Genomic DNA, 19,280 nt, shown 5'->3' on the forward strand with positions numbered 1-19,280 from the left:
TCACTCTGGCGCAGAGCCCACCAAGCCGCAGCCCAGCGAGCTCACCTCAAGACAAAACGGCAACTGTAATGCTAGGACAGCCGATGCAGTCCGGCTCTGCCGCCTTGACCGACAAGTTTTTGAGCGCGCACCGCAGGATTCGTTTTAATTCTCTAGCCTTGCGAATCCATCAGCGTGATTGTGATCTGTGCCGCTCGAAAGCATAGACCGGATTAATTCCGCAATAAGCGTCTGTACCGGACGCGCTGGCCATGCATTGGCCATAGCTCGAGAACTGGCAGTTGCCCGGATATCCCCAGATGCGCCCTTGCAGGCAATAAACGTCTTGTCGAGCGGCGGGCATGTATCCCGAACGATCACGCGGAGCGGCGATCGAACGCGACCCAGAGCCAACGAGCATGGGGACTGTGAGGATAACAACTAACAAGAGAAAGTAGCGCATGGGACTCTCCTGTCTAACTTAACTTTGGCGAAGCTAACGGATCCGACTTGAGTTTTCTTGATCTCAGTCAATCCTTAGCCACCCTTTGCCGGCCCCAACCTGAAGCCGCATGGCGCAAACGCTACTGTGACTTCAAATGAAGACAAAGGCGAGCAGGCTCGAGCAGAGCAACGCAAGGCCCGTCGCGGTCAGCGCCAGCAGGCTACCGGAAATAAGGTCGTGATTGTTCATTTATTAGCCCTCAATTGCACAGCAAGAGGGAAGGCGGTGCCGTGGTTTGCCCGGTCGACCGCGTGATAATCAATGATTATATTCGAATCCGGCGCAATAATCCTGCTGTTGCCGGCAGGAGGTGCAGTTTTTCTGCGCGATCTGCGGACGGTTTGCCGTCTTACGACGAGACCGACGAGAATCGAGTTTGAGAACTTTGCAGGAGCTGGCCAATCAAACACCTGGCCTTTCCGTGCTAATATTGTTCAGGCCTCTATTCAACGCAGGATGCTATAAGTATCCCAATTTCGATACAGCTTCCGGAATGACTTCTTCGAATGCGCAGGCTCCTACTTTTCATTATGGCATTTGCAATCATGGTGGCGGCACGGGGCCGCCACCAAGATCCTTTCGTGCCCCGCGCGACCGAATCCATGCCACCGGTCAACGTGCCCTAGCCGGATCTGTGCGACCGCAGCGTTCCGAACTTGCATGCCTGAGCCTCAGCAGATGCGCGGCAGTTGCTCGCCCGATAGCCAGTCGACGATGCAGCCGCCGCCAAAGCTGGTCGCCATCTGTACGAAACGGTGGTTATCGGCAATTGCCTCGCCGATGTCGGCGGCATCGGAGCCGAGGGGATGCGCCCGCATGGCAGCGAGCACGGCATTGGCGACCTCGGGTGACACGATCGCAACCAGCTTGCCTTCATTGGCGACATGGAGCGGATCGAGCCCCAAAAGCTCACAAGCAGCGGTCACGCCGGGCTTCACCGGAATTGCCTCTTCCTGCAAGCGAAATCCGAGGTCGGATTGCTGGGCGATCTCGTTCAGGCTGGCGGCAAGCCCGCCGCGCGTGGGGTCGCGCATCAGACGGATGCCGTGACCTCCGACCTCAACCATCTTCACGACGAGGTCGGCCAACGCCGCTGAATCCGATACGATCTCGGTGTCAAAAGCGAGGTTCCGCCGCTTGGACATGATGGCAACGCCATGATCGCCGAGCGTACCCGAGATCAGCACGCGGTCTCCGACGCGCGCGTTCTGCGCGGAGAGATCGAGCCCGTCAGGCACCACACCGACGCCAGCTGTCGAGATGAACAGGCCGTCGGCCTTGCCGCGCTCGACTACCTTGGTGTCGCCAGTGATGATGTGGACGCCGGCCGATCGCGCTGCTTTTCCCATGGACTCGGCGATCATCTTGAGGTCGGAGAAACAAAACCCCTCCTCGATGATGAAGCTCGCGGCCAGGTAAAGCGGCCGCGCCCCGGCCATTGCGATGTCGTTGACCGTGCCGTGCACGGCCAGCGAACCGATATTTCCGCCCGGAAAGAACAGTGGCGAAACGACGTAGCCATCGGTCGTCATCACCATACGCCCGGCCCTGACGTCGAAGGCCGACTGATCATTGCCGCGTGCCAGCCATTCATTGCCGAAGGCCTCGTGGAACAGCCCCGAAATCAGCTGTGCCATCGCACGGCCGCCGGCGCCGTGAGATAGGTCGATGCAGCCGTTCCTGATATCGAGCTTGCGCTGATGTTCTCTCATGACGCTCGTCTCTGCCGATGATCGCGGAAGCGACCGTAGGTCCAATGCGCAGAGCAGGTGCCTTCGGAGGAGACCATGCAGGATCCCATCGGCGTGTCCGGCGTGCAGACCGTCCCGAACAGCTTGCAATCCATCGGCTTCTTCACCCCGCGCAAAATGGCGCCGCATTCACAGGCCAGATTGTCGGCAACGCACAGCTCGCGCATGTCGAAGCGTACCTCCGCATCGTATACGGCGTACGCGCGGTTCAGCTTCAGCCCGCTGTAGGGAACTTGACCGAGCCCGCGCCATTCGAACCGGTCTCGCAGCTCGAAAATGTTGGAGATCTCCTCTTTGGCGCGCAGATTGCCGTCGCGGGTCACCGCGCGGCGATACTGGTTTTCCACTTCGTGGCGATGATCGTTGACTTGCCGGACCAGCATCAGGATGGCCTGCATCATGTCGAGCGGCTCGAAACCGGCGATCACGATCGGCTTGCCGAACTCCTTCGCGAAAAACTCGTAAGGCGCCGTACCGATGATGGTCGAGACGTGGGCCGGCCCGAGGAAACCGTCGATATTGACGCGGCCGATATTGCGGATGTCGGGGCTCTCCAGAATGTTCTGCATCGCCGGCGGCGTCAGCACGTGGTTGCAGAACACGCTGAAGTTCGAAAGCTGCTTTTTTTTGGCCAGACGTATCATGACGGCCGTCGGTGGCGTCGTGGTCTCAAAGCCGATGGCGAAGAACACGAGCTCGCGGGTCGGGTTCTCCTCTGTGATCCGGATCGCATCGATGGTGGAATAGACCACGCGGATATCAGCGCCGCGGGCCTTTGCCTTTAGCAGTGAAGTACCTTGCGAGCCCGGCACACGCATCAGGTCGCCATAAACGCACAGGATGACCTCGGGCCGCTCGGCGAGCCGGATCGCCATGTCGATCCGTCCTGCCGGCAGCACGCAGACCGGGCAGCCGGGGCCGTGGATCATCCGCACATTGCTCGGCAGCATGTCCTCGAGGCCATAGCGCGAGATCGCATGCGTATGGCCGCCGCAAAATTCCATGAAACGATAGGCTCTTTCCGGAACGGCCTCGGCGCAGATGGCCTTCGCCAGGCCAAGCGCGATCGCCTTGTCGCGAAACTCGTCGACATACTTCATTGCGCGGCGCCCTGCACATCGATGCTGAACTCGCGCAGAAGGTCGAGCGTGCGTCTCGCTTCTTCCGGATCGATCTTGGTCAGAGCGTAGCCGACGTGGATGATCACGTATTCGCCAATGGCGATATCCTCGATCAGCGCTACGGATATCGCCTTGCTAACGCCGTCGATGGAGACCACGGCCATGTCGTCAGCAAGAAGCTTCGTGATCTCAGCGGGTATGGCGAGACACATCAGACGCTTCCTTCCAGGCCTTGGTGTTCGAGCAGCGACAGGGCCGCGATCCAAGCCTGCCCGAGGCTCAGGCCGCCATCATTGGGTGGCACCTGGCGTGGAAGCAATGGCTTGAGACCGGCGGCAAGACAGCCGCGCTCGATCTGCTGGGCCAGGATGGCATTAAGGAAGCAGCCGCCGCTCAGAGTGATGGTCGTGAGGCCGGTCTGCTGCACCGCACGCGCGATCCAGTCAACACAAGCGACGGCAAACGTGCCGTGGAAGAGCTCGGCTCCTTCCGTCGGATCGAGCGTATTGGCGCTGAGGTAATCAAGCAGCGGATGCATTGACAGCACGCCATCCTTGATCCCCCAGCCACCGTCCGCAACGCGGGAGCTGCGCACGGGGGCCTCCAGCTTCAATGCCGCCTCGCCCTCATAGCTCTGAACGGAGGAGAGACCGAGCAGTCCTGCCGCAGCGTCGAATAGCCGGCCGGCGCTGGTCGTCACGGGCACGTCGGATTGGTTGAGCAACGCGGAGAGGCTCTCGGCCTGCGGTCGGCTAGCGAACCGGCGCGGAATCACCTCGCCGCGCCCCAGGGAATGCAGCACGCTCGCCGCCATTCGCCACGGCTCACGGGCAGCGCGGTCGCCACCAGGCATCTTCAGCGGCGCCAGATGTCCGATCCGCTGGAAGCGCGCTCCTTCGCAGAGCAGGAGCTCCCCGCCCCAATTGCCACCATCGCTTCCATAACCGAAGCCGTCGAGCACAAGCGCGAGCGCCGATCCCTCGATACCGTGCTCCGCCATCACCGAGGCAGCATGGGCATGATGATGCTGGACCGCAATCAGCCGCTGCCCGCTCGCTTGGGCAAAGCGGGTCGATGCCATATTGGGATGCTGGTCATGTGCGATAACCACGGGCTCGACGCCCAGTGTCGAGGTCAGGTGCCGCACCGTTTCCTCAAAGAAGCGGATCCCTTGCCGGGTGTCGAGATCGCCGATGTGCTGGGAGACGAATGCCTCATCGCCGCGCGTGACCGCAACGGTCGACTTCAAAGCGCCGCCGACGGCGAGCACGGGCGGCACTGACCGCGCAAGCCGGACCGGTTCGGGAACATACCCTCGAGCCCGGCGGACGAACTGCGTCCGTCCTGCCGCAACCGACGCAACGGAATCGTCTACGCGGGTTACGATGTCGCGATCATGGGTGACGATGAGATCCGCAATGGCAACAAGGCGCTGTTCTGCCTCCCGGTTGTCGATCAAAAGCGGCTCGCCACCAGGATTGGCGCTGGTCGTCACCATGACCCAGCTTCCGTCTTTGCGCAGATACCTCGAATTCAGCGCATGGAACACCAGATGTTGCAGCGGCGCGACCGGCAGCATGACGCCGATTCGCGATAGCTCCGGCGCGATAGCACGTGCAAGCCGAAGGCGTGACGTCATCAGCACGATCGGCCGCGGCGTAGATTCCAGCAGGGCAAGCTCAGCCTTATTGGCTTCGGCGATCTCCGAGACCGCATCCACGAAGCCGACCATGACGGCAAAAGGCTTCTGGTCCCGCTGCTTCCGCCGCCGCAGGCACTGCACGACGTCATCGTCGCGGGCGTCGCAGACGAGCTGATAGCCGCCGAGCCCCTTGATCGCGACGATCTTGCCCGCGGCGACCGCGGCTGCGACCTCCTCCACGCCATGGCTGAGCCTCGGACCGCATTGCGGGCAGGCGATCGCCGCGGCATGGAATCGCCGGCTCGTGGGATCGGCATAGTCGCTTGCGCAGGCCGCGCACATGGCGAAATGCTTCATCGTCGTGGTCGAGCGATCATAGGGTAGCCGCTCGGAGATGGTGTAGCGCGGCCCGCAATGAGTGCAATTGATGAAGGGATAAAGGTGGAAGCGGCTGCTGGGATCGAACAGCTCGCTCAGGCACTGCGGACAGGTCGCGGCGTCCGCGACCATCCGCGTCGACACCTTGCCCTGCTCGCTGGCACGGATGCTGAATTCGTCGCTCAAGACAGCACCGATGCTCTGGACGGAAATCTCATCGATCCGCGCGAGCGGCGGCTTTTCCGCCGGCAGCGCGGCGACGAAATCAGACACGCGCTCGCCCTCGACCTCGATCACCACGCCGTGTGGATCGTTAGCGACGAAGCCGCCGAGGTGATAGCGTGCGGCGAGGCCGTAGACATATGGACGAAAGCCGACGCCCTGCACGGCGCCGCGCACATGCAGGCGCAGTCGCTGTCCGCTCTGAGCCGTGGCCTCACCGTGCACGATCATCCCGCAGTGGCCAAATCGACCGGCGTCATCTTCGCCGCTTGCTTGCAGATCCAGGCATAGAATGCCGCGAACCCTTCACCGGTGCGCGCCGACACCGTCAGCACCTCGAGCCTGGGATTAACCCGCAGCGCGTATTCGATGGTCCTGGCGAGATCAAAATCGAGCACGGGGGCAAGATCGATTTTGTTGATCAGCAACAGGCACGAGACAGCGAACATGTCCGGATATTTGAGCGGCTTGTCTTCACCCTCGGTGGTCGATAACACCACGATCTTGCAGGCTTCGCCAAGATCGAAGGCGGCAGGACAGACGAGGTTGCCGACATTCTCGATAAAAAGGATGCCGCCGTTGAGCCGAGCCAGCCGGTCATAGGCCTCGTTCACCATCGCAGCATCGAGATGGCAACCCTTGCCGGTGTTGACCTGGATAGCCTGTACGCCGGTTGCGCGGATCCGCTCGGCATCGTTCGATGTCTGCTGATCGCCCTCAATTACTCCGATCGGAAAGCTGTCTTTCAATTCACAGACAGCGCGAACCAGCAGCGAGGTCTTGCCGGCGCCCGGGCTCGAAACCAGGTTGAACGTGAGCACATTGTCGGCATGGAAGCGTGCACGGTTCTCGTTGGCAAGCCTTTGATTCTTGCTCAGGATATTGCGCTCGACCTGTATGATACGATCGCTGCTCATGCCGGGCGCCTTCTGGCCAACCGGATTTGCGCCGCGATCGGGCAGCCCGACGTGGCCATGCCCATGATCACTGGCCGCACCATGGTGATGATCGAAATCGTGGCCAGGTCCATAAAGTTGATGATGACCACGATCAGGATGGTGATCATGCGCATGCTCGACGACCGACTTTCCGTCACCGCAGCCGCAAACCGTACACATTAGTCGACCTCCAGTTCCTTGACGCGCATTTCTTCCCCCCCGGTTACCTGCAATTGATGGCTGCCGCAGGAAGGACACGGCTCATAGCGTTGCCTGATCTCGACGCTCGTCGAGCAAGCCATGCACCAGGCTATTCCGGGCATCTCGACGATCTCGAGCCTGGCTCCTCGCGCGATGGTCCGCGCGGCGGCGGCTTCGAAGGAGAACGTCATAGCCGTCGGCGCGACATGGCTGAGCGCTCCGATCTCGAGGCATACCACTTTCACCCGGGAGAACGGGCGCTTACGCGCCTCTTCCTCGACGATGCCGATGATGCCTTCGCACAGCGCCATTTCATGCATGGTCCACCTCGCGGAATTCGAGTTTGAAATCGACGCATGGATCGAACGAGCCGACGAGGGCGCGCACCGCGTCCTGTCCGTGCCGGCCGCCGGCCAGCAGCGAGCCTTGCAGACTCTGGACCAGCGGCCCGCGCGCATGGAAATTCCATTCAGTGGGGGCCAGGAATTCGAAACGGGCGATGCAATCCTCGTCATCGAGAACAATGGCGTGGTAAAGTCGGCCGCGAGCGCATTCGACAGCTGCCGCACCCCTGCCGTTGCCGAGGCGATAGCTCTCGATAACGCCGTTTTCCGGCACTTTCTCGCTGCCCTCAAGCCAAACGCAAAGTCGGACTATCTCAGAAATCCGCGCCTTCAGGCGCTCGGCGGGACCGGCGTCTCGCGGCAGACACGCCCCACGCATAACCCGGCGCGCCCAAACGCCGGTCTCCGGAATCCGGCCGTGAAGATCGGGAGCCTCGGAGAAGGTCGGGCTGTCCGCCAGCATCCGCGTGACGACGTCAAGATCCTCGGCCGCCGACAGGAACGACGGCTTGATCATAGTAAGCGACAGCGAATTGCCTTTGAGGCTCGCAAGATGCATGGCCAGCGCGCTGCCGGTCGTCGGCGCCAGTTCCTCGCCCGTGATCCCCAATGTGTTGAGCCACGCTCTGATCTGCGACACGGCCTCGCCACGCGGTGGCTCCTCGTTGCCGCCGAGCGCGGTCGTCGCCAGCATCATGGCACGAACGACGGCGGCACTTCTGCTATCCAGCGCGAAGCGGCCGACGAAGAGGCCCCGCAACAGCTCAGTCAGGCGCTCGGCAACCACAACGGTGACACGGCGCCGGAGCGTCTCGGCAGACGGTCGTTCGCGATATGCGGCCTCGACCGCCGATAGGAATGCCACCTGATGGGCCGTCGCGCAGAGCGAGAACAGCCGCGGCAGCACGCCCGTCAGCGATGTGACCTGCTTTCCCGTAAACAGGCGCGCCAAAGGTGGCCGGCTGCGCGGCAGGATCGTGACGTCCGCGATGGTGCTGCCGGCGAGCCAGACGGTGATGTCGATCTCGTTGCTGAAGGCCAGGCTCATGCTTATGTGTGCCACTCCGTCAGAGCACCACGCAGGACGTTACGCCGATCGACGCGTTTGTTGCGAAGGCGCTGCGACGGACCGCCTCCTCGCCGTCGGGCCGCAGCATCGGCTCGGCCAGGGCGGCTTCCGCCGGTACCGACGCCACGTCGGTGACGGCGAACATCGGCGAGAGCAGCGAGCAGCTCGCGATCCGGTCGATGTCGGCGACCTCGCCGGAGGAGAATTCGATATTGCCGGCAGAAAAGCGGACACGCAGCGTCGAGCCGGCGACTTCCCGCGCAATTTCGCCCGCGGGAACCACGACAAGAGGGCACATGATGCCAAGGATCGTGCGGTTAACCAGGCGAAATCCGATCGGCGAAGCGCTAGGCGCGTCTGCCAACCGCTTACCCCGCGCCACCGCGTCGACTTCACTGGTGGCGGTTACTGCGTCAAACATCATGACTCGATCGCCCATGAGCTTGCATTTTTGGGGGCGTCACGATTGCGACAGTGCCAGTCCTCCGGCAACGCCGCGAAGGGCGTGCCGGGCGTTACCTGCACAAACTCGTTGCCGTGGGCGGGACCATAGACCGTCCAGCGGATGCCGCATTCCAGCCGCGTGCCGTCGGCAACTTCCTGGCGCACGGCAAGATTCTCGAACCCGTTCATTTGAAATAGGCCTCAATTATTTCCTCCAAGCGCGCGGCGGAATCCTGAAAATCCTCGTCGGCGGCAATCGTGACCACCGGCACGCTGCCCACCTCGAGCGTGTCGACGATGATCGCGTCCACGGCATTAAAGAACTGCACCGACCAGACATTGCGGATTCCGGTCGCAAGCACGCGACAGGTGCCGTAGCCGCGCGAGACGAGCTGGATCGGTCCGTTCTTGAGGGTCTCCTGGAGGAAGCTCATATCGAACGGGCTCATTGGCAGCAGCGTGAAATTGATGACTTGTGAGCGGATGCCGGGGCGCCAGGCCAGCGCGCGCTCGCGGATTTCGGCGAGCACCGGCAGCACGTTCATCGCCCCTTCCGGCGCGTGCCCGATCTCGAAATTCACAGCCGTCAGATCGATAGCCGTCCGTTTGACGATCTCGGGGATGGCGCCGACCTCGAGATATTCGGATGCCTCGTTCGTATCGAGCCGCACGCGCCAGATCCCGGCCAGCACCGATTCCTGGATTTGCGCCAGCGATCCGTCCGGCAGTGCGACGACGCCGGCCACCTCGCCTTCGCCGATCACATCCGCAATCAGCTTGCGTTCGAGATCGTTGAGATCGCCGAGTCGAAACAATCGTGTCGGCACATCGGTCTTTTGGCTGGCGATGGTGGCGGCGACCTTCGACAACAGCTCGACCGCGTTCGGGCAGCTCCTAGCCAGCTCCGCACTATCGAGTGACGCAAGCTTCGCCAAAGCGCCCGCTGCGGTCAGGCGGCCGCCCGCCGCCTCGAGCCTCTCCTCGCCGTAGATCGGCCGCTTCGCATGGTCGAGTGCTGTACAGAAGCCCACCTTCATACTTCGACACCCTGTAATCTAGGGTAGGGGACGACGGTTTCTACGACTACGACGGTGCTCCTGCGCGGTCGGCTCACGGGCGCGGAGATGCGGTCGAAATAGATCGACCGATCCCGGATTTTTGCGATCAGCCCAGGTATCTTCTTCCTGGCGAACAAAATCAGCATCAGATGAGTGCGTACGACAAAACGCTGAGCAAGCGCACTCGCGGCCTCTCGCGCGATCACCTCGCCACGCAGCGGCCCCTGAAACTCATTGATCAACTCGGGCCGAACGACGGCAACGTCGGTCGCTTCCGCAAGGCTTGCGTGCTCCCTCGCTGACGACAAGTCAGATATTCTCCTATGCATACGACGCCGCGTTTTCAGATGAAGGGGCGCTTGTCATGGACGGTTGAGAGTCATCTTTCTGGAACGGAGACTTGTCTTCCAACTTCGCGACAGTCTCCATCAAGCCGGTGCTTGTCGTGAGGCTCGTCCTGGAATGCCGAAGATGGTCATTGGTCAGGTCGATCCGGAGATGCTCGGGCAGGATCGGCTCGCGGCCGACCAGGTCGGCGAAAAAGCTGTCGCAATTCTCACCATTGAGCGCTGCGTCGATGCCTTCAATCGCATCGGCAATCAGCCTCGCCTCTTCATCGTCCAGAAGCCGAATTGCAGTATCGAGACAGACCAGCACCTTGGCATGGGTCGGCGGATTGGAGAGCAAGAGCACCGAGACACGCCGCCGTACGCCGCGAAACTCGCAAAGCGCCGAGATGCCGTCGGTTTCAATGACCGTCATTGGCAAACCAAGACACATCCGCGATGTCTCCGACAGCTTCAGGTCCGCCTCGTCTCGTAATGAAGGTGATCGATACCGTTGGCGAGCAACCACTCGGATTCACGTAACGGTGCGGTGCGTGGCGTTACCTCCACGCCCCACTCGGCTAGGATTTTGCAGGCAACTTCGACCGCAGGAGCGATCTGATTGCGTACCGCAGGTGTCAGGGGGCCACCCCAGTCCTCGAGGTCGAGCGGCTGACAGCCGATCAGCACGAGATCTTTCGGGCATTGTCCAAGGAGATCAGTTGCACTGATAACTTCCTGAAAAGTGGTATGATGCAGACTCATCTTCCTAGCGCCGGTGAAGCGCGGCACTTCCTTGTCGCGCACGAGCTTTAACTCTCCGGGCTTAAGGCCATAATCGATCGCGTCGAATACGATCAGGCAGTCAGATTCCTGAAGGTAGTTCACGAGCTGAAGCCCCTGCGTACCGCCGTCCAGAATGGTGACGTTGTCCGGCACGGCATAGCGGCGATGAAATTCTTCCACGGCTCGCACCCCAAAGCCTTCATCTGCCCAAAGAATGTTACCGATACCGAGCACTAGGACGCGCCTTGGCTGTTGACATGCCGGCCTCGGCCTGATCGCCCAAGAGTCACGGCGCTGACGTACACCCGAGATCATCGAGGAGATGATGCTCTGGCGCGACATGATGTCTTCGCGAATGACAGCATAGATGTGGACGATCAAGAATATGACCAGCGCCCACATGCCCAGATGGTGCCAAGTATGTACGTCCTGGCCGTTCGGCCAGACCGCGAAGACCCAGCCGAACAGCTTGTGCTGCCAGCTGTCGTTCCCGGCTCCTTCCGAATACAGGGCAAAGCCCGTGACAATCATGAAGGCCGCGACCAACGTGAAGCCCGAGAACATCGCGATGTGCGCCAGGGGATTATGGCCGACATACATCTTCGGCTCGCGCTCCAGGAAGGCGTACCAGCGGATCTCGTGCAGCACGTCCTTCCAAAACTGCTTGCGATGCATCGGAATGAAGAATATCTGCCGGGACTGGTAGTTGCCGGCGAAGGCCCACAGGATGCGGGCGAGAAAGAATACCGCGAGCACCTGCCCCGCCGCGAAATGCGCAAAGCGGATATAGCCCATCGCGAAGTTTTGGGACGTCTCGCGCGCGATCGTTGGGAGCGGTGCTCCGATCAGATAGCCGGTTACCATCAACGCGAGAATCGATAACGCATTCACCCAATGCCAGATCCGCACCGGCGCTTCGTAGACATAGACGGCCCGGGTGACGGTCTGCTCGCCGGCGGCATCGGTCGCGATCGCAACAAGGTCCCGCTCGGTTTCCGCGGGGCGCGCAACTGCATCCTTCATGGCGTTCCTTTCTCCCTTACCGGGCCTTGACCGTCGCCATTTCGCGGCCATCTGGCGACATCACGTGCGTCGAACAGGCAAGGCACGGATCGAAGGAGTGGATGGTGCGCAGGATCTCTAGCGGCTGCTCCAGATTCGCCATCGGCGTATCCACGAGCGAGGCTTCAAAAGCGCCGATATTGCCCTTGGGATCTCGCGGTGAGCCGTTCCAGGTGGTCGGCACCACGCACTGGTAGTTGTCGATTCTTGTTTCCTTGATCTTGATCCAATGCGCGAGCGCCCCGCGCGGGGCCTCCGCGAAACCAAAGCCCTTGGCCTCCTTCGGCCAGCTCTCCGGCTTCCACTTGTCGACATTTGCCGTCGAGGAGTCACCGGCTTTAATGCGCGCGACTAGCTTGTCCTGGAAGTAGCGCATCTGTCGCGCTGCCCATTCGCATTCCAGCGCGCGTGCCGCGGTGCGGCCGAGCGTGGAGAACAGCGCGGTAACGGGAAGACCAAGTGTCTTGAGCAGCTTCTCGGTCGGATCCTTGAACTCGGGGTTGTTCTGCGCATATCCGACGATGTAGCGGGCGAGCGGCCCGACTTCGACCGCATTGCCGCGCCAACGCGGCGCCTTGATCCAAGAATATTTGCCGCCCTCGTCGAGCTCCTTGATGTTGGTCTTGGTGCCCTTGGCGTTACGACCAAGCACATAGTTTGGCTCCGTGACGCCGTCCCAGGGATGCAGCCCCTGGGACTCGTCGGCATATTTGTACCAGGAGTGGGTGACGAACTCCTGAATCTGCTCGGGGTCCGCGTGGTCAATGGGCAGCACGTCATTGAGATTGCCGTTGATGATCACGCCCCGCGGCACCCTGAGGTTCTTCGCGGAATAGTCGTTGGCGTTCTCGGGGATGTCACCATAGGCCATCACACTCGTGCTGGAGAGGCCCCCGCCATAGAGCCAGTCCTTGTAGAATGAGCCGATCGTGAGGATGTCGGGCGAGTAGACCTTTTCGGCGAACTCGATGCAGCGGTCGACGACGGAAGAGACGAGGTTGAGCCGCTCCATGTTGATGGCACCGACCGCACCGGTGCCGTCGACGTTGATGGCGCAGGGCACGCCGCCGACCAGCCAGTTCGGATGTGGGTTCTTGCCGCCATAGATGGTGTGGATCTTGACAATCTCCCTTTGGAAATCGAGCGCTTCCAAATAATGCGCGAACACCATCAGGTTCGCTTCAGGCGGCAGCTTATAGGCGGCATGGCCCCAATAACCGTTCTTGAACGGTCCGAGCTGGCCGGACTCGACGAACTTCGTCAGCCGGATCTGGAGATCCTTGAAGTAACCGGGCGAGGACAACGGCCAGGACGAGACCGATTGCGCTAGCGCCGATGTTGCCTTCGGATCGGCCTTGAGCGCCGAGATCACGTCGACCCAGTCGAGTGCATGCAGGTGGTAAAAGTGCACGAGGTGGTCATGCATCTGGAGACAGAGCTGCATGATGTTGCGGATCGAGTTGGCGTTCTCCGGAATGGTGACGCCGAGCGCGTTCTCGACCGTGCGTACCGAGGTTAGCGCATGCGTTCCGGTGCAGACGCCGCAGATCCGCTCGGTAAAGGCCCAGGCGTCGCGCGGATCGCGCCCCTTCAGGATGGTCTCGATGCCGCGCCACATCGTGCCGGTGGAGACCGCGTTGCGGATCACGTTGTCGGAGTCGACATTGACCTCGACCCGCATATGTCCTTCGATTCGGGTCAGCGGATCGACGACGATGCGCTTGCCGGAATCGTCGAGTTTGAACCCGTTGGGTGTTTGGATGCCCATCGTTGCGTTTCGTGAGATCGATTATTGATGTTGGTTTGCGTCTTCGCGCTTGCTGGCGAGCTGTTTCACGGCCGTCACAGCCGCATGCGCCGCGACCGCAGCTCCAACCGCGCCCGCCGCAGCCATGCCGATCTGGTCGGCATTCTTCTCGATGCCGAACTGCTTGATGTTGGTGAGGCGGTCGTAGAACGACCCCTTGTCCCAGAAGCCGTCTTCCGAGCAGCCGATGCAGCCGTGTCCGGACTGGATCGGGAAGGAGATCCCGCCGTTCCAGCGCACCGTCGAGCAGGCGTTGTAGGTGGTCGGTCCCTTGCAGCCTATCTTATACAGGCAATATCCTTTGCGCGCCGCCTCATCGTCCCATTCTTCGACGAACTGGCCTGCGTTAAAATGCGACCTCCGGTAGCACTTGTCGTGGACGCGCTGCGAATAGAACATCTTTGGCCGGCCATGGCGATCGAGCTCCGGCAATTTGCCGAAGGTGGTGATGAAGGTGACGATGCCGGTCATCACCTCCGCAATCGGCGGGCATCCCGGTACTTTGATGACCGGCTTGTTGTTTATGACCCTGTCGATCGGGGTCGCCTGCGTCGGATTAGGCCTGGCCGCTTGCACACAGCCCCAGGAGGCGCAGGTACCCCAGGCAATGATCGCCATCGCGTCCTCGGCCATCGTCTTCAGTTTCTCGACAAACGGCTTGCCGCCGTGGATGCAGAACATGCCGCCCTCGTTCAGCGGCGGATTACCTTCAACCGCGAGCACATATCGGCCGCTGTACTTGGCGCGGGTATCCTCGAGGATCGCCTCGGCCTGATGTCCGGCTGCGGCCATAATGGTGTCGTCATAATCCAGCGAGATCATCGACAGAATGACATCCTTCACGAGGGGATGGGCAGAGCGGATGAAGCTCTCCGAGCAGCAGGTGCATTCGAGCCCGTGCATCCAGATCACCGGCATTCGTGGCTTTGTTTCGAGCGCAGTTGCAATGCGGCTAGCCGCCAGCGGTCCAAGCCCGAGGCTCGTCGCCGTCAGGGCGCAGAATTTGTGAAAGCTTCGACGCGTGATGCCCTGTCGCCTGATCACGCTGTAGAACGTTTCCGCCGCCGCGCCCATGGCCCCTCCCGTCTTCTGCTTTGACCTATCGATGGACGCACGGGCAGCAAGAAGCGGGCCAACCCCTCAGTTGCGCGAGCACCATCGTTTCCAATCTGGCGATCACGAGCGCTCTTGGCGATGACTTCACGAGCCGGGCCGCCTAGACGACCACCTTCTCTCAGCCTGAAGCGGAGGATTCTTCCAGTCTCCGTTCGGCGGTTCATCGACATACTGGATGATCCGCGGGTACTTGTGCGGCGCAAGACGGCCTTGACGAAGGCCTTCACTCATTCGTTGCGGGCTCCGGCTTCAATACGACCAATACCTTTCTTGGTCAGACCTTCCGCGTCCGGCACGGCGATCACGGCGGCTTCGAGAACGGCTGGATATTGAACAAGCGTCGAAATAACTTCGAACGGGCTCACATAGATTCCACTGACCTTGACCATGTCGTCGCTGCGGCCCACGTAGGCATATGTTCCGTCCGCATTTTTAACGTACTTGTCGCCGCCGGGCTCGCCGTCTGACGACGACTTTCCTTCGTCGTCGCGCAAGGGCGGCCAACGCCCGCATCCCAACATACGCTTTCACATCGCCTCCCGACGGTGGAGTGTAGAAAAACCCGCGGGGCGGCCCCGACGCCTGGACCTGGAATCACGCCGAGCCCGCCCCTACACCACCGGGGGGGCCTGGTGATGCTATGTTGAACAAAGCAAGTGGTGTGCCGAGCCGAGCCTACATCTACTGCAAGGTTCTTCTGCGAAAAGCGCGCTCGAGGGCGCTTGAATTGCAGCTGACGTCAACGCGTATGTTCCAAGTATTCGCACCGATTGCGATAGGTTCATCAAGATCAGAGCGATCTCAGCTGGGCTTTGTCGACGATTTTCAGTGATACATTTCTGTTCGGTCGCTCTTTCCTTGCGGCAATATTGGCCACAATTTGAAATCCAAGTTCGTGTCCTCAACTTCTGTCGGGGCGCCGTTCTTCACTCGTACGATGATCTTGAACGTGCCCCTTCGTGCAAACCCAGAGCACAGATTTCAGCTTTATCTTCGCATGGCCCGGCTGAGCCCGCTCCTTCACCCGCGTTGACGCGCTCCCCTCAGTCGTTCTTGGACAATTCAGTAACAAAACGAACATCGCTCCGTCTGATAGAGTGAACGCGGAGGAGATGAACCGCTCGAAGTTGCCGCGCTCCTACAGAACAACAGCCGCCGCTGTTTGACTGCTTCGTCGACCTGTCGTATCCAGGACAATACAGAACGTCGTCATGTTCATGACAATACTCGTCGGCGACCGCGCAACTGCCGCTGCGCGATGAGCTATGTTCTTCCTCGGTCATTATCGATATACACATGCAGAAGCTTGATACGCATCGACCTACGCCGCCTCGCGCGGCCTATGGTCGTCATCCGGCGTTGATTCATAAGGGGCAACTGCGATCAATCCCATTGATTCCGTCGTCGTCCGGCGAGGTATTACCAAGCCGGCGGATAGCTAGGCCCGCGGCCCCGGCGACCATGAGGGCTCTGGCAGGCCTCACTCCCGCGAAGCCGTGCAAACGCCGACCTTATTAAGCGGCACCGCTCGGGACAGCTCGGGAATAAACTTGCTAGATGTTGACCCGCGAGAGGGACTTGTTGGATCGCCATGGATCAGCGAGGCCGAGCTATCCGATCTAATCAAGTTGAGTCCGAAATCGAGAACTCCTGCAGGCGATCGTCTGCCGTTGCCTCGCCGATAAGAGAAAAGGTATCTCATGCTACCGGCCGAAGCTCGCCGAATAATCGACTTTCACAACTGCAGACTACGCAAAGGCGCGCCACACGGGCGCCAACGCGAGATTGAAACACGCCCTTTGGCGCGCCTCACGCGCACAGCGAGATTTTGTGTCGATGCGCTTTGCCATGAAAGCTTATTTGCCTCCTCTGGACGATGCGTCATCGGGCTTGAGGTGCCGCTTTCGAATATTGTAACTGACGAGCCAGATCACGCCGACGGCAATCGGCACGAAGGCCGCGGTCACGGACGCGGGCTCTACATGCAGTCCGACATCCTGCGCGCCCTTGGCGAGATAGGCAAACAGGCTGACCACATAGTATCCGATCGCCCCAACTGACAAGCCTTCGACCGTGGACTGCAGCCGAAGTTGCTGTCTCGTACGCTCGTTGATCGAGTGCAACAGATCGCGATTCTATTGCTCGATTTCGACGTCGACGCGCGTTCGCAAGAGATCGGCAGCGCGAGCCAGCTTGTCCGATAGATTGGCCTGACGCTCTTCCATGGTCGCACAGGTTCGTATCGCAGGCGCCATACGACGTCCCAGGAAGGACGACCATGTCGGATAGTCCGCGACGTCCTTGCCTTCAACAATCGACAGGCGCGATTGCACCAGCTCATTATATGCTCTGCTGGCACCGAAACGGGTCAGACTTCCGGCGACGTCCCGTTCGAAGGATACGGCTAACGCCGTCAGTTCCTCAAGTAGATGGTTGTTGACTTTCAGCCCTTCGGCACCCTGCATCTCCTCGAGCACTTCGACGAGACGGCGATCGATGCGATCGACCGACGGCGCCAGCTCAAGCGCGGTCGACAGACCAAGCAGCGCTAGCGAGCGGTAGGTTTCGATTTCTAGAAGACGTTGCACTAGCGCGCCGAGATCGTGCGGCGTCAAGCCTAGATCGTAGACTAGAATTCTCGTGAAACCTTTGTCGTCAGCGCGAAAGTCCGAGGCCACAACGCCTGCTCCGCCTTTGACGTTCACCATCGCCAGGCTACTTTTGTCAAAAATCTGCTCGGCGCGCTCGGTCGGACAAGTCCCCCGCTCTGCCTCTAACTTGATCGCGGCGAGCAATTCTCCAGTCTGCGATAGTGCGCGGATCAGTGATTGAACGCTTCTAGGGATGTCACCAAATTCACGAACGGCTGAACTGTTCGCGGTACTCCATATCCATGTGAAAGTCGCAAATTCCGAATGCTGCTCCCACCTTAGCACCACTGGCCCGAACCCGATCTGATGATGTTTCGCGGACGGCTCCGGCGGGGGTACCTTGTGCTCCCGACAGAAATCGACAAACCGGCGGCGATCGCCTGCGGCATCGTCTCCCTTTGCTAGAAACACGAAGCGGACCATGCCGAGAGACGAAACGAGACCCGTAAACGGGCGCGCATGCACTTCGCCGAGCACAGCCTCCCGCTCAGGGTGCAGCTTGAACGACGCCAAATCCAATTGATTGACCATCGAGATCTCCAGAGTCCGCATCACCGCGGTCGGCACGTCCGGCGCCAGAAACCGGGTGCGCCCGCGCACAAGCGCCACCGGTGTTCGCCAGCAGTGAAGCCGCCACCACACGGTCGTTTTGGCGGATCGAGACTCAAATGCGCCTCCGTTGCGCAAGCCGCGGCATTTCGCATTTGTGCAGTGCAGGATTTGGGCCAGTGAAATACAGACGAACACGCGTTTGGCCTTTGCGGGCCAACGCAACGTCTGGCGACCGTGAATTAATGAGATCGCACGTTCAGCGTCGGACAGCCACACGCGGGATGTTTTGGAGCTGTGTCACCCAAGCAATCGGTCGAAGAGCTGAACACGGTCACGACCATCTTGATGTCTTAAAGGCCACGCGGAGATTATGAGCGCCGTGCACGTACGCCGACCTAAGTATCTCTTCCATATGATGTTCGCAGAATTGCGTCACGATCGTCAACTTGCTGAACCAGCGAGTTAGCGGCTTCGCCGACGACCATCGGCAAGCGCACTGCATCACCAGCAGAAACGCACAAATCCTGTGGTAGACAGTCAACATCGGGATTACCAGGTGCCTCACTCACATCGCTCAACGCGCTGCGCTTCACGCGGATTTGTCGTATGGCGATTCAGGACCGTAAACCTTCAGGGTCGACAAGCTTACCTCACCAGGAGGATAAGGTCAGCGAGATCTTGCTAAAGCTCGATTTCGGAGCGGACGGCGATAACTTCACTTGCCGAGAAACTCTGTGAACTTCAGCTCAAATCGACCCACTCCGGTAGGCTTTGTTGTGAACTTGACGGTCTTCTCCGCAAGACTCTCCAAGGTACCGGATGCGAACTTAAATGTCGTCTTACCGTACGCTTCGAGCCCCACGACTTTGCCGTCCTCCATGACAATGTCGCCGATGCCGTCCAGGAGTTGCTCAGCTGCAAAGCCGTCGGTCGAGCGATGAAGTCCGAAAGACGCCAAATAGGTTCCCTCCTCATTATCAGACTCAGCGACGGATATCATGGTCGCGATAGCGTCCTTGAATAGCCCATCCACGCCGCGACACGTATACTGAAAGCTGACGATGTCGTGTTCATTGCGATCACCCACCGGCTCTCGAGCTGTGGCGACGATATTGCAGTCGTAGCGGCCGATTGTGTCCGCGAGCGCAGCTCCGCTCATCCCAATCAAGCCGAATGCGGAACATAGTATGGTGACAAGAAAGCGCTGTGTCATCTGGTTACCGCTTCTGGAACGAATTTTAGCCGCTACGTACAACCTGACGCAACGTCCGATTCAAGCCCTCTTCGGAGAGGCTCATCTCCTCGCATTTGACGACTCGGCGGCTCGC

17 protein-coding genes and 3 pseudogenes are annotated in these 19,280 nt (G+C 60.3%); all 20 read right to left on the bottom strand.

Annotation, left to right across the window (positions count from 1 at the left end):
• Positions 1 to 169: 169 nt before the first annotated feature.
• Positions 170 to 400, bottom strand: a complete 231-nt coding sequence (locus tag SO180_RS36325) for a DUF3551 domain-containing protein (RefSeq protein WP_449383639.1) — start codon at positions 398 to 400, stop codon at positions 170 to 172.
• 755 nt (positions 401 to 1,155) lie between these two features.
• A complete protein-coding gene (gene hypE / locus SO180_RS36330; protein ID WP_449383616.1) occupies positions 1,156 to 2,196 on the bottom strand; it encodes a hydrogenase expression/formation protein HypE in 1,041 nt (346 codons plus the stop codon).
• Positions 2,193 to 3,335 (bottom strand): hydrogenase formation protein HypD, encoded by a 1,143-nt coding sequence (gene hypD, locus SO180_RS36335; RefSeq protein ID WP_449383617.1) that lies wholly within the window; start codon positions 3,333 to 3,335, stop codon positions 2,193 to 2,195. The genes hypE and hypD overlap by 4 nt, the downstream gene beginning before the upstream one ends.
• Positions 3,332 to 3,568: a HypC/HybG/HupF family hydrogenase formation chaperone gene (locus SO180_RS36340; RefSeq protein WP_449383618.1), complete on the bottom strand. Its 237-nt coding sequence runs from the start codon at positions 3,566 to 3,568 to the stop codon at positions 3,332 to 3,334. Before SO180_RS36340 ends, hypD begins: the two co-directional genes overlap by 4 nt.
• A complete protein-coding gene (gene hypF / locus SO180_RS36345; RefSeq protein WP_449383619.1) occupies positions 3,568 to 5,829 on the bottom strand; it encodes a carbamoyltransferase HypF in 2,262 nt (753 codons plus the stop codon). The genes SO180_RS36340 and hypF overlap by 1 nt, the downstream gene beginning before the upstream one ends.
• Positions 5,826 to 6,716 carry a hydrogenase nickel incorporation protein HypB gene (gene hypB / locus SO180_RS36350; protein ID WP_449383640.1) on the bottom strand — a complete coding sequence of 297 codons (891 nt, stop codon included), beginning with the start codon at positions 6,714 to 6,716 and terminating at the stop codon, positions 5,826 to 5,828. The genes hypF and hypB overlap by 4 nt, the downstream gene beginning before the upstream one ends.
• Positions 6,716 to 7,057 carry a hydrogenase maturation nickel metallochaperone HypA gene (gene hypA / locus SO180_RS36355; RefSeq protein WP_449383620.1) on the bottom strand — a complete coding sequence of 114 codons (342 nt, stop codon included), beginning with the start codon at positions 7,055 to 7,057 and terminating at the stop codon, positions 6,716 to 6,718. The genes hypB and hypA overlap by 1 nt, the downstream gene beginning before the upstream one ends.
• Positions 7,050 to 8,129, bottom strand: coding sequence for a nickel-dependent hydrogenase large subunit (locus tag SO180_RS36360; RefSeq protein WP_449383621.1), 1,080 nt, complete (start codon positions 8,127 to 8,129; stop codon positions 7,050 to 7,052). The genes hypA and SO180_RS36360 overlap by 8 nt, the downstream gene beginning before the upstream one ends.
• 19 nt (positions 8,130 to 8,148) lie before the next feature.
• Positions 8,149 to 8,574, bottom strand: a complete 426-nt coding sequence (gene hybE, locus SO180_RS36365) for a [NiFe]-hydrogenase assembly chaperone HybE (protein WP_449383622.1) — start codon at positions 8,572 to 8,574, stop codon at positions 8,149 to 8,151.
• Positions 8,571 to 8,783 carry a rubredoxin gene (locus tag SO180_RS36370; protein WP_449383623.1) on the bottom strand — a complete coding sequence of 71 codons (213 nt, stop codon included), beginning with the start codon at positions 8,781 to 8,783 and terminating at the stop codon, positions 8,571 to 8,573. The genes hybE and SO180_RS36370 overlap by 4 nt, the downstream gene beginning before the upstream one ends.
• A complete protein-coding gene (locus tag SO180_RS36375) occupies positions 8,780 to 9,631 on the bottom strand; it encodes a hydrogenase expression/formation protein (RefSeq protein WP_449383624.1) in 852 nt (283 codons plus the stop codon). The genes SO180_RS36370 and SO180_RS36375 overlap by 4 nt, the downstream gene beginning before the upstream one ends.
• A complete protein-coding gene (locus SO180_RS36380) occupies positions 9,628 to 9,960 on the bottom strand; it encodes a thioredoxin domain-containing protein (RefSeq protein ID WP_449383625.1) in 333 nt (110 codons plus the stop codon). The genes SO180_RS36375 and SO180_RS36380 overlap by 4 nt, the downstream gene beginning before the upstream one ends.
• A gap of 184 nt (positions 9,961 to 10,144) precedes the next feature.
• Positions 10,145 to 10,432: pseudogene (locus tag SO180_RS36385) on the bottom strand (HypC/HybG/HupF family hydrogenase formation chaperone); the annotation flags it as partial.
• 20 nt (positions 10,433 to 10,452) lie between these two features.
• The gene (locus SO180_RS36390) at positions 10,453 to 11,040 is read right to left on the bottom strand and encodes a HyaD/HybD family hydrogenase maturation endopeptidase (RefSeq protein ID WP_449383641.1); all 588 of its coding nucleotides are present in this window, start codon (positions 11,038 to 11,040) and stop codon (positions 10,453 to 10,455) included.
• A 9-nt stretch (positions 11,041 to 11,049) separates the two neighbouring features.
• Positions 11,050 to 11,787 (bottom strand): annotated as a pseudogene (gene cybH, locus SO180_RS36395) (Ni/Fe-hydrogenase, b-type cytochrome subunit); the annotation flags it as partial.
• Between the two features lie 16 nt (positions 11,788 to 11,803).
• Positions 11,804 to 13,594: a nickel-dependent hydrogenase large subunit gene (locus SO180_RS36400; protein ID WP_449383626.1), complete on the bottom strand. Its 1,791-nt coding sequence runs from the start codon at positions 13,592 to 13,594 to the stop codon at positions 11,804 to 11,806.
• A gap of 21 nt (positions 13,595 to 13,615) precedes the next feature.
• On the bottom strand, positions 13,616 to 14,707 hold the full coding sequence (locus SO180_RS36405) for a hydrogenase small subunit (protein ID WP_449383627.1): 1,092 nt from the start codon (positions 14,705 to 14,707) through the stop codon (positions 13,616 to 13,618).
• 269 nt (positions 14,708 to 14,976) lie between these two features.
• Positions 14,977 to 15,243 carry a hypothetical protein gene (locus SO180_RS36410; RefSeq protein ID WP_449383628.1) on the bottom strand — a complete coding sequence of 89 codons (267 nt, stop codon included), beginning with the start codon at positions 15,241 to 15,243 and terminating at the stop codon, positions 14,977 to 14,979.
• A 1,362-nt stretch (positions 15,244 to 16,605) separates the two neighbouring features.
• Positions 16,606 to 17,931, bottom strand: a pseudogene (locus tag SO180_RS36415) (DUF3422 family protein).
• A gap of 736 nt (positions 17,932 to 18,667) precedes the next feature.
• On the bottom strand, positions 18,668 to 19,165 hold the full coding sequence (locus SO180_RS36420) for a hypothetical protein (RefSeq protein WP_449383629.1): 498 nt from the start codon (positions 19,163 to 19,165) through the stop codon (positions 18,668 to 18,670).
• Positions 19,166 to 19,280: the final 115 nt, after the last annotated feature.

The sequence above is a fragment of the Bradyrhizobium sp. UFLA05-112 genome, assembly GCF_053572325.1.